Genomic DNA, 13,983 nt, shown 5'->3' with positions numbered 1-13,983 from the left:
ACGGTCGCCTGGTGCAGTTAACCCGGAACGCCGCCTCCGGCGAAGGCCCCGCGCTGGTGGAGTCTTATAGCTACGTGCAGGACACCAACGACCTGGCCAGAATCGACCGCTACACCGACGCCAACGGTGTGGTTCACCAATTCAACTACGACAAAAAGAAGCGTTTCCACGGCACCACCATCGACAACGCCGTGAACCTTCACTACCTGTACGACGACGCGGACAACGTAACCGGCGTCATCGGCCCCAGAATGTTCGTCCAATATACCGATTGGCAAAACGGTTATCCCAGCACCATGACCTGGGGTGACGGCACCACTTTTGATCTCAGCTTGGACGGCAGCAAGCGTTTATCTAGCATCCAAACAGCGGACGGCAGCTTCGCCCTGGAACTCACATACGACGGCAACGCCCAAATCGACGGGTGCAACAGCGAGGCCGATTACATCGGCGCCAAAATCACCGGTGTCACCCGCGCGGGCCCGAAACTACGCGAAATCCTAACCCCCAGCTACAACCCAAACCACACCTTGGCCGGGGTAACGGTGGAACGCCACATCGGCGAACGCCCACCACCCGCGACCGGCGGAGAAGAAACGCCGGCACCCGAACCGACCTACGAAACCATCCGTTTCGACGAAAGCTACGGCAGCGGCGACAAACAACTGCTACAAAACCTGACCCTGATCCTGCGCGACCAACCCTTGGCAGACCCGAACGAAACCGGCGACATCCAACTACGCCGTCGCACCGCCGCCAACCAAGCAGGTCCCCGCATCAACAGCCAAACCGAATGGGACGCCCAAGTGGTGGGCCAAACCCACGCGGAAAACACCGGCCAAACCAAAACCATGGCCTACATCCCGGAAAACGGGAACCTGGACCAGATCACCCCCGCCGAGGGCGACCAACAGTCCTTCGCCTGGGACGGCGAACGGCGGCTGCGCGCCCTAAGCCAGGGCAACCAACTGTTCACCTACGATTACGACAGCGAGGGCCGCCGCATCCGCGCCACGTCAGCAAACCGGCTTGAAGCCATGGTCTTCGCGTACCACGGCTCAAAAGTCGTGGCCATCGGCATCAAACGCCAAGGAGGCGTGGATTGGACCCATGCGGTCGGGCACGGCCCGCTGGGCCCGGCCTTCATCGAAGACCTCAAAGACCGAGAAAAGAGTTATTATCTCTTCAACGACCACCTGGGCACGCCCTTCGCGTACAAACGCCTGAGCGACGGCAAGGTGTTCTACACCCCCTACAGCCCCCACGGCGAGGATTGGTGGGGCAGTTTTGCGGCCAAACACAGCACCGCCCAAAACGAAACCACCATCCAGTATGACCTAGGTATCGGCTTTGAACGACCGGTGTTCAGCGTATTCGACAAGCCCTTCCTCGGCTTGAGCGGGCACAAACGCGACACGGACACCGGCCTGATCTACATGCACCACCGCTACTACGATCCAGCGCTTGGCCACTTCCTTAACCCCGACTTCCGCGCTCCCGACATTTACGACCCCAGCACATTCACCGAACCGTATTCGTATGCTGCCGGTAACCCAATGATGTTTTGGGATCCAGATGGTCTCGCTGTGGAGTACGTAGGGGACGGAAGGGTCAAGATTGAAGCTCGCGATATCCACGGAGTGTTACGGATCCTTTACATGCCTCAAGAGCATTGGGTGAAACTCGTGACCGGACAAGCTGCAGGATATGGGACTTATACTGGTGAGAATTTCAAGTTAAAAACAGGAACTCCAGATCTTACAACGGATTACGGAAAGGCCGAGTATAATGCCAGAGCTAATGCGGTACTAGAGCATATGTTCGGACCTGGCACCGAGCTAACCGCGAGCGCGGGGGAGATCACAAAAGACATCTCGGTCGTCGTGGTTAACGGAAGTCTCTTGGTCTTCGGGCTGGGCGCGGGTGCGCAGAGTGGCAGTGCATTTGTGCGCGGGCTGACTTTTACCACAGAGACGGGGCTTTCCGGTTATGCGGTTTATGATGGCTCGATCCGAACGTACGAAGGTATTCAAGAGGGTGATGCCCTCAAAACGTCTTTGGGCGTAGGCGGGGTAGCATTGGGAGCCTTAGGAGGCTATGGCTCGGTCCGAGCTTTGGCAGGAGAAATCCGGGCGTCTGCAGGAACTGAGGCGCTGGTGATAGATGATGCCTTGCTTGACACCTATGTTGCCGAGAGTCTAGCCTCGGTGGCTCAACGAAACACAATAAATCTGTCTGAGTCATTTATAATGACTCAACCTTCGGCATTGACTATTGCTTCTCCAGCACGAGGAAACCCTGCTGCGATAATTCGAGGCTTTGGGGGTCTTAGCAGGCGACAGCAAAATGTTCTTGATCAATTGCCGATAGAAGGATCACAAGTGATAATAAGAAAAAGATCATTTAACACAAATGACCTAGCGGCGTTAACTGCAGAAACGGGAGTTGAATTTGCGATGTTTACGGCTGGCGGTCGGCGGTTAATTATCAGAGGCTATGAGCGGGGTGTCCCAGTCAACTCTCAACGAGGAGCGGAACTTGCTGCAAGTGGCTGGAAATGGTCGGCCCATACCCATCCTGGCATCGACCAAATTGTGCTACGCTCTTCCGACGGAGACCGATTGGTTTTAGGGGCGATGAACGGGAGGATGAGTGTGATACTCAATTCGGAGGGCAAGTTTCGCATATTCGGTCCAAGCGGAGATCTTCTTTTGGGGTGGACCCCATGAGCAAAGCAATGAAGCTAACACAGCTACAAGAGATTGCCCGCCAGAAGACACGGCAAGCCCTTGAAGGTCATAAAATCCCGAGGGAAATTCAACAAAAACTAGCCCTTGAAATGTGGCCGGAAGGAGATGATTGGATTTTTGAATTATTCGTTTCATCGGAGTCACCAGAAAATGTCATAGTGGTTGCTCGAGCGGTAATCAATAAATTTAATGGATCTAGTTCAGTAACTGTGCTGTGGTCCGACGAGTAATACCCCGTAGCGTCCCAAAAATAACCAAGCTGACAATTCATCCTAAAATCGTTACTGCTGAACAGAATACGAACTTATCAGCAATATAAATCAAGAAGGATACAATGAATTTTCTTGAAATATCGCAGTGTCCCAAAAACAAACATGCCGCCCAATCACCCTAAAATCCAAGCCGCGCAACAGGAGCCAAGCTTCCAATTGTTGTAAAATTGACAAAAATTCGGACATAAAGAAGGCGTAGTGTCCCAAAAATAAACATGCCGCCCAATCACCCTGAATTCCGCGTCGCGCAACAGGAACCGACCTTCTGTTTTCTGGAAATTCGCAAAAAACTTTGCCCGAGCGAGGTGTTTCTTTGATGCAAAGGCTTTATTTGGGCGCACTTTGGCCCTGGAATCCGTTTCGAATCCACCGTACTCTTAACCTGAAACGCGATCATAATAACTGAGCAAGCCGCCCAAACGGGTTCGTCGCCGGATTCTTCCCTCTGACTTCCCCTGCTTGCCGGAGATCAGCTGGTTTCCAAGGCCTTGGTGGGGACGCTCTTCATGGTAGTGCGCCACGTATTCACGCAAAAGGTATTCAAGTTGCCCTTTCGAAAAAATCACAAATCGGTCCAAACATTCTTCACGAATGCTCCGAATCACACGCTCCACATGTGCGTTCAGGTTGGGCGAGCGGGCCGGCAATTTGACCGTCGTTACACCAGTTGCCGCCAAGGTGGCCTTAAACTTTTCGCCGAAAACCGCCGCTCGATCATGAATCAAAAACGAGCCCTCTTTCAGGAAACCGTGTTCCTCGTCCGTTTCGTTGCGTGCGACCTGCACCAGCTATGCCTGCGTCGGCTCGTTCACAATGCCGGCAATGTGGATTCTTCGCGTTGCCAAGTGCATCATGACCAAAACATGCACCCGCTGAATCCCCCAACCACGTGTCAGTTCCACCGTAAAGAAATCGGCGGCGACCATGCTCGACCACTGCTGCTCCAAGAAACAACGCCATGAGCGCGTGCGTTTCGGGGCCGGACTCAAACCCGCGTCTTCCAGAATTCGAGCCACGGTGTTTTTTGAAAGCGTTACCCCAAGATGCTTCAGCGCCCCGACAATCCGTCGGTAGCCCCAACTTAGATTTTGTTCGGCCAAACGCTGTACCAAAGCGACCGTCTCAGGCGAAGTGACCGGCCGTCCTTGCCGGCCACGCGTTTCGGGCCTATATTTTTGATGAACCAACCTTCGATACCAACGCAAAAACGTGTCCGGGCTGTAACTCAGGGTCGCGATACTTTGCAAAAAATCATTGAGAACGGCCCTTGCCAGGATCGCAAGCCGGCGCCGCTGCTGATCGGTCAAACGTTTATCCCTACCTTTATTTAATGAACGAATCGTTTCTCGCTGAACCTGAATCAGGCACAAAAGAAAATCAAGCACGGCCTTTTGCCGCGTTTCCACCTTCCCGCGGTGTCCCAAAAATATACAAGTCACCCAATCCTCCCCGAAACCCAAGCTCTTCAACAAGAGCCGACCTTTCGTTTGCGGGAAAATTGCCAAATACCTCGAGGGTAAGAAGTGTTTTTTAATGCAAAGGCTTTAGCTGGGCAGACTTCGAGTTTGATCAGGTACCGGGCTTCGCACTAGGATGCACGCTTACCCACCCACCGGGCCGAATCAGGTTCACTTGCGTTATGTGCTGTTCACTTCCTATCGCTTCCTTCAGACCCCGCCGTTACCGGCGACGCCCTTGCGACTCGGATGGTCTTCCCCCTGATCGGGGCGACGCCGACTTCTTTCAGTCGGCCGGGTTTGCCCGCTACGCTGGGCAAACCACAAAAAAAGCCACCCGATTGGGTGGCTTTTCGTGTTTGGGAAAACGGAGGTTTAACGTCTGCCGCCGACTGAAGACAGCAGTTTCTTTTCTACGTCTTTTTTGGGATCGTACTGGACGGTCCGCTCAAACAAGTAGGCGTTGAGGAAGTCACCGCCGGATTGGCCCTGAATCTGTTGGGCGATTTGGAAGCGTTTCTCCTGAAGGTCGTCCATGTTGACGTCTTCTTTTTCCTTCAAGCGAACCAACAAGTAGTGGTTGCTGTTGAATGCTTCGAACTCGCGTTGCGCCAAGAACTCACCAGGCGCCAGCGGGAAAATATCTTCGTTGAAGTCAACGCTGTTGCGCAACTGGTAGGGCAGGCCGTTGGCGTTAATGGAGTTGGTGACTTGGAAGAAGTTGTCCTTGGCCCACTCGCGGTCACCTTTGAGTTCCTGCAAGGATTTTTCGGGTTCTTTTTCAGCAGCGGCAACCAAGGCATCGAAGAAGTCCATGATGAAGGCTTTTTGCGCCAAACTTTCGCCCAAGGTACGGACACGGCTTTTGTTGTTTTCGAAGCTCAGCTTTTGGCCCTCACGGGTGGCGGTCCAGGTCATGACCACCTGGCCGTTGGGGATTTGGACCGCGGGAGAAACGTCGCCTTCCTCGGCAAGCGCAAAAGCAGCGTTGCGCGCGGCGGCGGCGCTTTTCAGGGTGGGACCCATTTCAGAAGAAGGATCGCTGTCGAAGAACAGGGATTCTTGAACGACGGCGCCTTGCTTTTCCGCGGCGGCTTCAAAACCGTCACTGTTGGCCAACTCGACAAAGTTGGCGGCGCGGCTGCTCATTTCTTCACGTGCTTTGGTATTTTTCAACTCGTTGGTGATGGCGTCACGTACCGCGTCGAAATCCTGCATCTCCTCGGGCTTGTAAGCCACACGTTGGATGATGTGGTAACCAAACTGGGTTTTAACCGGCTCGGAAACTTCACCCTCGGCCATGGACCAAACTTTGTCGGAGAACGGTTTCACCATGGTGCCGCGCTTGAAAAAGCCGAGGTCGCCACCGCGCGAAGCGTTGGAATCGTCGGAAAACTTTTTGGCGGCTTCGGCGAATTCCATACCACCGTTAAGCGCTTCCTGAACCTCGCCGATTTTCTTTTGGGCCTCTTCGTCGCTCAGGAAACCCTGACCGGTTTTTACCAAAACGTGGGAAGCCTGAACCTGTTCCGGTTGACGGTAACGGTCTTGGTTGGTGTTGTAGTAATCCAAGGCTTCTTGATCGGTGATGGTCATCTCGTCACGCAAATCGGAAAGAACCCAGCTCACGAATTTAATCTGGCGTTGTTCGCCGGTAAGGAACTCGTCGGGGTTCTCGTCGTACAACTTTTTCAGTTGGTTGTCGTCAAGTGAAACTTCGCTTTGGATGTTGTTGGGTCGAACCGTTACGTATTCCAAGGTGACTTTGCGGTTTTCCTCGGTGAAACGCTCGCGGATTTCTTCCTCGGAAACATAGGCACTGCCCACAAAAAGCTGGCGGAACTTGTCGCCGAGCAAGGCTTTTTCGCGCAGGTACTGCTCGTAAGCAGTGACGGGCATGCGGTACTGACGACGGATGTAATTGGCGTAATCTTCATTGCCGGCAAAATTGCCTTCGCCGTCGGTGCGAATGCGAATGATGAGATCGCGTAACTCATCGTCGGAAACGGCCATGTCGAGGGCCTCGGCACCGTCTTGTAAAATGGCTCCCCGCACCAGGCTGGACACGACAAATTGATCGACTTGAGCCGCATCCATACCCCGAAACTGGTTTCGATAGTTGATTTCCTGGATGAGTGCATCTCTACGTTTAATGGTGGTAGACCCGATCGTTGCAATCGTATCACCCTGGGCCGTGGGAGGAGCTTCCCCGAAGGAAAAGAGAACATAGCTGCCGAGCGCAATACAGACCAAAACAATGACCACATTGCGGGCAGTTTCATTTTTTCGCATGAACTTTAGCACTTGAAAAACTCCTCAGGATCCTCGGTATTCGTTGCCGAGGTCCGGTTAATGGCTGCTCTAGTGAAAGACCGCGCTGGGCTCGCCACCGGGTAAAGAGTTCGGTGGCTGAGGCTTCCAATCACGCTTGTTGCAACACCGCAACGTGGTTGGCCACGTCGAGGTTTAGAAGGTCCGCGGTACCCGTCCACTAGCAGGATGGTTTTGGACACAAATTAGGTATTATAGAGAGGATGTCAAGCAACCGCAACGGTCGAATCCACATTCGGGATAATTGGATGGGGTTGGTGTCGCGCGGGGTTCGGGTGGATTGGCGGTGGCTGCTGTTCGCGTCGGGTCGGCCACCCGTGGTTTATTCTTTTTTAGCAGGATGCGGCCGCCGCCTTAGCACCCTCGACGACCCCTTCCCGACGCGGATGAAGCCGTCGCTTCGACGCGCGGGAGCTTTCCCGCTCTTTGCTCTTGGGTTCCGCGCCGGCGCGACACACTTCGGTTTCCTTGGGACAGGATATGCGGCCGGATCGGGACACCCCTCTTCGCACAGCCTCCGGCTGCGCTTTGCCCCTTCCTGCCCGCGGATAAAGCCGTCACGCTGATGAACCTATAATAAAGATAAGAACTGGTACCCCGCGAACGGCGGTGCCGGCCCCCCAAATCCTGCTCCATTTTTCAGGGCGGAACGGGACACAACCGGCGCCCTACACGCAATCGCCTATCCTGCCCATCCATGGCGGAACCAGAAAACACGGGGCAGGCTCAAATCCATCGCCCTATCCTGCCCATCCATGGACAATCTCCCAACCGGGGAGACACTATCCATGCCCCACCGGCACCCCCCATATCCGCCCCTTATCCTTCTCTTGTTTGGTTCAACATCAAAGCGGGGACGCGAAACCCATCCCACACACCCTCATACTCTTCATTGGTTTGGTTCAACATCAAAGCGGGGACGCGAAACCCAGCTCCATTCGGTACCTCGATCATCCGCCACTTAAGATGGATCACCGAACCCCCATGCGCATCGTGCTAGGTTGGACTCCGTATGGCGCGACACTCGGTCTCAAACAACCTTTTTCGAACCATTTATTAATGTATGGGTGTTTGGCGCCGTGGAGAACCCAAACTGAATCGCCGTCCAAAGCTTGAGCAACCGGGAATTCTCGAATTGGATGTTTGTTTTCATTGCCGTATCATAATCTGATAAGATAGCCGCCGAGAACACCTGTAAATCATTGGCATCAAAAGCCAAGTCCCGCACCTCTAGCCGGCAGTACGCGATAAATTCCTCCATTCAGGACGTTTTGAGATGAAGGCTACTAAAATCAATATATCCTCGACCGAGATCAAGAAATGGGCCGTTTTCGGGATCGTCTTGGTGGGACTGGTTTTGGTTTATTTAGTGATGTTCAATCCCAAGGGCGAACGCGAAGCGCGTGAGATGGTCCAACGCGCCCAAAACACGCTCCAGGAAGCACGGGTCGCCGTGCGCACCCAAGGCAACAACACGCCCAATGTCAGTATGGAAGAAGCGGCCAAAGCCCTGGAAAAAGCGCAGAGCTTGCTGATCGAAAGTGATTACACCGCCGCCCAACGGGAAGCTCAGCGCGCCAACCGTTACGCGCAAAGCGTGTTGGAACAATACGATCCCAAACAAACCCTAAAGGCCAAGGTCACCATTAGCGATTTCGTCGGCAATGTGGCGGTGCGCAAAAACAACCAAAACACCTTCGTCGCCGCCAACCGCAATACGGTGCTGGAAATTGGTGATCGCATCCGAACCCAAGCGGGCGGCGCCTGCCGTGTGGTGTTCATGGAGGGCATGCGTATCCTGATGGACCCCAACAGCCTGATCAAAATAGACGAATCGTTCCGCGGCGCCAAAGAAAAAAGCCTGCTCAGTCTGTACGCCGACGGCGGTCAGTTGGAAATTTCCACCAGCGACCTCGGTCAGGGTCGACGCGCCACCATCTCCACCGAATTTACCCAGTCGTTGGTCTACAGCAACAGCGAACTCTTGCACCAAGTAGAAAACGACGTCACCACCATTTTGGTCCGCACCGGTCGCGTCGAGGTACAAACGGGCAGCACCTCGGTCAACCTTGTTAAGAATCAAGGGCTCATTATTCGCCGCGATCAACCCGGCGACGCGGTACTTGCCTTGCTGCCATCGCCCTCACCCAACAGTCCCGGCAACTTCGACACCTACAAAGCCAACGCCAACAACTTCGTGAAGGTCACCTTTACCTGGGACGCGGTCCCCGGCGCCAACGCCTACCATCTTGAAGTCAGCCGCGACCCCTACCTGCTCAATTTAATTGAAGAACGCGAGGGGTTCCCCGGCCAACGGGTCATTCTCCCCAACTTGCAACCCGGCACCTATTACTGGCGCATCACCAGTCAAAGTAACAGCGGTAAAATCGGCGTCCCCAGCCTCATTCGCGAGTTCACGGTCAACGAAGGCACCCAACGACGCGAGGTCGCCAATGTCGACAACGCACCACCGTCGCTCCAGGTCACCAAGGTCAGCGTTCAGGGTTACCTGGTGATCGTGCAGGGTAAAACAGAACGCGATGCACTGGTTCGGGTGAACGATGAAAAAGCCCTGGTCGACGACCGTACCGGCGATTTCTCCCATGCCACCACCCTCCCCGGCCGCGGCATCTACACGATCAATGTGGTTTCCGAGGATCGTGCCGGCAACCGCAGCTACAAACCCCAAAAAATTCAGATTAACGAATAACGTCTTGCAATGAGGTGTCCGTTTTGAAACACGGTCCCATTTTACTCGTCACCGATTCGAAATACCTCCTTGCCAAAAATATCACCGGGGTTTTGAGTTCGGCTGAGTTCAGCCCACACCACCTGACCACCTCCAGCGCAACCTTAATCGACATGCGCCTGTCCGACGAAAAACGCGAGGAAATCCAAGCGATTTGCCTGGGTCACTGTCATCCGTTTTTCAGCTACGCCCTGCCTACCCGGCCGCTGGATGAACTTCGCCGCGAGCAACACGAGGTGACGCTTAACTTCCTGCACTTCCACAATGAGGCGGAAAAGGTACCGCCCTCCCAGGAAACCATCGACAAGATTCACCTCAAAACCCTGATCGACATCATCACCACCACCAACTCGCTGCTCCAACCGGAAGACGTCATGCAAACCGTGATGACGCGCATTCACGAGTTGATCACCTGCGAGGCCTGGTCGGTCCTGATCCTCGATGAAAACCAACCGGACACCTTGCGCTTCGCCGCCGCCTCGGGGCCCACCAGTGACCAACTCCGCGACCAGCACATCCAATTTGGCAAAGGCATCGCGGGCTGGGTCGCCAAACACCGGCAACCGCTGATCGTCAATCAGGCCCAGGAAGATCCGCGCTTCCTCAACCAAATCGACAAAGACACCAACTTCAGGACCCGCAATATTTTGTGTGCCCCGCTGATCAGTCGCGGTCGCACCTTGGGTGTCATCGAAATGCTCAACCGGGACGACAATGACGGCTTCACCGAAAACGACCTGGAACTGGTGCAAATCCTGGTCAATCCGGCGGCGGTCGCCATTGAAAACGCCTTCCTGTTCCAAAAAGCGCAAACGCTGACGATTCAAGATGATTTGACCAAACTCTACAACTCGCGCCATCTGAACCAGTGCCTGTCCACCGAAATAAAACGCGCCCGCCGCCTGAACCGCCCCCTCAGCCTGGTGTTCCTGGACCTCGACGGCTTCAAAGCGGTTAACGACAAGTTCGGCCACCTGCAAGGCAGTCAATCCCTGATTGATATCGCCAAAATCATCAATGAATGCGCGCGCGATACCGACATCGCGGGTCGCTGGGGCGGCGACGAATTTATGCTGATCCTGCCCACCACGGACACGGAAGGCGCGGTGATTGTCAGCGAACGCATTCGCGACCGCATCGAGAAATACCGCGTCCACGATCTATCGATGAGCGCCTCCATCGGCATTGCCTCCTTTCCCAACCACGGCCACCACAAGGAAGAGTTGATGCAGTTGGCCGACAAAGCCATGTACCGCGTCAAAGAAAGCGGCAAAAACGGCATCCTCGTGGCGGGCGATCTATAAGCCGGTTTGTACTGCCTTATGCTTGCGGATCGCCGGGACATCCAGTCAAGAAGCCGCGTGGTTCATGACAAAGGAACCAACCACGGGAACAAAAACGGCACATCATCAACACCGAAAATAAAGCATTTTTCGTGACGGACCGCCTTGCCGTGGAATTGCCTAAACGAGATAGACCCCGCGACCCATCGGCTCCAGCCAAAAGACAAAACGCTTTGCGAATTCAAACATAACCAAACAAACGTAATTTATTGAAAATCAAAAAGAAAATACTGACAATCCCTGGATCCGAATAAGTATCCAAAAAATACAGACCGCCCGAATGGTCCCAAGAAATCACCCGTCCCACTTACTATTGTAATAAAATGGAGGGCCTTAAAAACGGGCGCCCAAAAGGCCCGCCCCCACTACCTCATCAGGATTCAAGTCTTGAAACCCAAACCGCGGCCCGGTATAATTTTGGGACTTAGCGCCCAATTTTATCCTTTCCGAATGATGAACCTTCTCTTGAACGGTTCAGCATCCCAACAGGTCCGCATGTTCGTTGATGATGGATTTAGTCTGGATCACACTTCGCGGTTTTTGGGATGAACGAAACCTGTCTGCTCGTATATTTTTACCGTTTCTCCATCGAAGACTTTTTGTGAGTGACTATGTTTGCCTGTTTATTTCCCGGCCAAGGATCGCAGAAAAAAGGAATGGGCAAAGACCTCTTCGGACAGTTTCAGGAGATAACGGCCAAAGCCGACCGGATCCTGGGCTACTCGATCGAAGCGCTTTGCCTTGAAAACCCCGATAACCGACTCGTTCTCACCCAGTTCACCCAACCCGCGCTTTACGTCGTGAACGCATTGACGTGGATGAAGGCGGCGCGGGACGAGCCCGAGGCACGACCGGCCTTTGTTGCCGGGCACAGTCTTGGTGAGTACAACGCATTGTTCGCCGCGGGCGTTTTCGATTTTGAGACAGGCCTTCGCTTGGTGCGCAAGCGTGGTGAGCTGATGGGTCGCGCCAAAGACGGCGGCATGGCGGCCGTGGTCGGGCTTCCTGAAGCGAAGATCCGCGCGGTGCTCGCCGACGCTGATGCGGGTGCCGTCGACCCGGCCAATTTCAATGCACCGCACCAAACGGTGATCTCGGGACCGCTTGAGATCCTCACCGCCTTAAAACAACCGTTCATGGATGCGGGCGCACGCACCTATCTGGTCCTGAAGGTCAGCGCCGCCTTTCATTCGCGGTACATGGCGCCCGCGGGCCGCGAATTCGCCGAGTTCCTGGAGGGGTTCACTTTTCACGAGCCGCGTTTCCCGGTGATCGCCAACGTCACGGCACGTCCCTACCAACCGGACCAAATCAGCGCGAATCTGGCCGCGCAAATCACCGGTGCCGTCAAGTGGTCGGAAACCATTTGTTACCTGCGCGGGAAAGGCGTGACCGACTTCCGCGAATGCGGGCCGGGCCGCGTGCTCACCAACCTTAATAAGCGCATCATGGAAGAAGCCGAACCCCTTTACGTGGCGGACGAACCGACGATGACCTCGGTTGAACCGACGATGACCTCGGTTGAACCGACGATGACCTCGGTTGAACCGACGATGACCTCGGTTGAACCGACGATGACCTCTGAACCTACGAAGACCCCTGAACCTACGAAAACCTCGGTTCCACCGGCCTCCCCCGTTCCCGCCCCTTCACAAGGTGCCGTGACCGCTTGCGCGGTTGATACGATGCTCGCTTCAATCAAAGCCGAAACACTGGGCGCCGCCGATTTCCGCGAACGTTACGGGGTTCGCTACGCCTATGTGGCCGGAGCCATGTACAAAGGTATTGCCTCCAAGGAGTTGGTAGTTCGTATGGGCCAGGCGGGTCTGATCGGTTTTCTTGGAACGGGTGGCTTAAAAATGGATCGGATCGAGGAAGACCTGCGCTTCATCTCCGGTCAATTGAGCACCGAACAAAGTTTCGGGATGAACCTGCTGAGTCAGCCCGATTCACCTGAAACAGAAATGAAAACGGTGGATCTGTTCCTCAAGTACGGGGTTCGCAATGTCGAGGCGGCCGCGTACATCGTCATGTCCCCGGCTCTGGTTTACTACCGGCTCAAAGGGGCCTACCGAAACGCGGCGGGAAAGGTGCGCGCTCCCCACAACATCATCGCGAAAGTTTCCCGGCCCGAGGTCGCCGAGAACTTCCTCTCACCGGCCCCGGAAAAGATCGTGCGGCAATTGGTCGCGGCGGGCCGGCTCACCGAGGAAGAGGCGGCCCTGGGTCGCACGTTACCGATGAGCGCGGATCTTTGCGTGGAGGCCGACTCAGGTGGGCACACGGATATGGGCGTGGCCGCCGTCCTGATCCCCACCATCCGTCGCCTACGCGACCGGTTGGCCCAACAATTCGGTCATGACGAACATATCCACGTTGGCAGCGCGGGAGGGATCGGAACGCCGGAGGCGGCGGCATCCGCGTTCATGCTCGGCGCGGACTTCATCCTCACCGGCTCGATCAATCAGCCAAGCCCGGAATCGGGCGCAAGCGACGCGGTCAAAGACCTCCTCCAGCAAATCAATGTGCAGGATACCGAATACGCGCCGGCGGGCGACATGTTCGAGCTTGGCGCCAAGGTACAGGTCGTCCGACGCGGCCTTTTCTTTCCGGCCCGCGCCAACAAACTCTACGACCTCTACCGCAACCACAACAGCCTCGACGAGCTCGATGCCAAGACGCGGCACATGATCCAGGAGAAGTATTTCCGGCGCAGCTTCGACGACGTTTGGCAAGAAACACGGGCCCACTTCCTGAAAACACGGCCCCAGGTCGTGGAGAAGGCGGAACGCAACCCCAAATTCAAAATGGCACTCATCTTTAAATGGTACTTCGTCTATTCGACGCGCCTGGCCATGAGCGGGGACATGAAACGCAAGGTCGATTTTCAAATCCATTGCGGGCCCGCGCTCGGCGCCTTCAATCAGTGGGTCAAGGGCACCGATTTGGAACCTTGGACCCAGCGCAACGTTGATCGTATTGCCGACCACCTCATGAACGCAACAGCAGAATACTTGCGAACGCGTATGACCGACCTATTGGGGCCGGCAGGGCGTCCGTCACCGCAATAACGACACCGCC

At 55.1% G+C, this 13,983-nt stretch carries 9 protein-coding genes; 5 read left to right on the top strand and 4 right to left on the bottom strand.

All coding sequences use genetic code 11. From position 1 onward, the window contains the following. Together J3U88_RS26475 and J3U88_RS26470 are read left to right on the top strand one after the other, a co-directional pair. Window positions 1–2,729 (top strand): RHS repeat-associated core domain-containing protein (locus J3U88_RS26475; protein WP_207862018.1); only part of this gene is annotated, 2,729 nt, incomplete at its 5' end. Next, the gene (locus J3U88_RS26470) at window positions 2,726–2,980 is read left to right on the top strand and encodes a hypothetical protein (protein ID WP_207862017.1); all 255 of its coding nucleotides are present in this window, start codon (window positions 2,726–2,728) and stop codon (window positions 2,978–2,980) included. The genes J3U88_RS26475 and J3U88_RS26470, both read left to right, overlap by 4 nt. Before the next feature lie 419 nt (window positions 2,981–3,399). Here the strand turns inward: J3U88_RS26470 and J3U88_RS26465 are convergent, their stop codons facing one another. The 4 genes from J3U88_RS26465 to J3U88_RS26450 form a co-directional block, all read right to left on the bottom strand. Beyond that, complete coding sequence (locus tag J3U88_RS26465) at window positions 3,400–3,747, bottom strand: integrase core domain-containing protein (RefSeq protein WP_207862016.1); 348 nt, start codon at window positions 3,745–3,747, stop codon at window positions 3,400–3,402. Between the two features lie 63 nt (window positions 3,748–3,810). Further along, entirely contained in the window at window positions 3,811–4,461 is a 651-nt protein-coding gene (locus J3U88_RS26460; RefSeq protein WP_207862015.1) for a helix-turn-helix domain-containing protein, read from the bottom strand. Window positions 4,462–4,854: 393 nt separating this feature from the next. Then, window positions 4,855–6,783 (bottom strand): peptidylprolyl isomerase, encoded by a 1,929-nt coding sequence (locus J3U88_RS26455; protein ID WP_207862014.1) that lies wholly within the window; start codon window positions 6,781–6,783, stop codon window positions 4,855–4,857. Window positions 6,784–7,840: 1,057 nt separating this feature from the next. Then, the gene (locus J3U88_RS26450) at window positions 7,841–8,029 is read right to left on the bottom strand and encodes a hypothetical protein (protein WP_207862013.1); all 189 of its coding nucleotides are present in this window, start codon (window positions 8,027–8,029) and stop codon (window positions 7,841–7,843) included. A 57-nt stretch (window positions 8,030–8,086) separates the two neighbouring features. On the opposite strand from J3U88_RS26450, the gene J3U88_RS26445 reads away from it, so the two are divergent. The 3 genes from J3U88_RS26445 (at window position 8,087) to fabD (ending at window position 13,973) form a co-directional block, all read left to right on the top strand. Next, window positions 8,087–9,520, top strand: coding sequence for a FecR family protein (locus J3U88_RS26445; protein ID WP_207862012.1), 1,434 nt, complete (start codon window positions 8,087–8,089; stop codon window positions 9,518–9,520). Window positions 9,521–9,543: 23 nt separating this feature from the next. Continuing rightward, complete coding sequence (locus J3U88_RS26440) at window positions 9,544–10,863, top strand: sensor domain-containing diguanylate cyclase (protein WP_207862011.1); 1,320 nt, start codon at window positions 9,544–9,546, stop codon at window positions 10,861–10,863. A gap of 650 nt (window positions 10,864–11,513) precedes the next feature. Then, window positions 11,514–13,973: an ACP S-malonyltransferase gene (fabD, locus tag J3U88_RS26435; RefSeq protein WP_207862010.1), complete on the top strand. Its 2,460-nt coding sequence runs from the start codon at window positions 11,514–11,516 to the stop codon at window positions 13,971–13,973. Window positions 13,974–13,983 lie beyond the last annotated feature (10 nt).

The sequence above is a fragment of the Acanthopleuribacter pedis genome (assembly GCF_017377855.1).
Lineage (GTDB): Bacteria > Acidobacteriota > Holophagae > Acanthopleuribacterales > Acanthopleuribacteraceae > Acanthopleuribacter > Acanthopleuribacter pedis.
The sequence above is the reverse complement of the archived record's forward strand: the minus strand, read 5'-3'. Positions and strand labels throughout refer to the sequence as shown.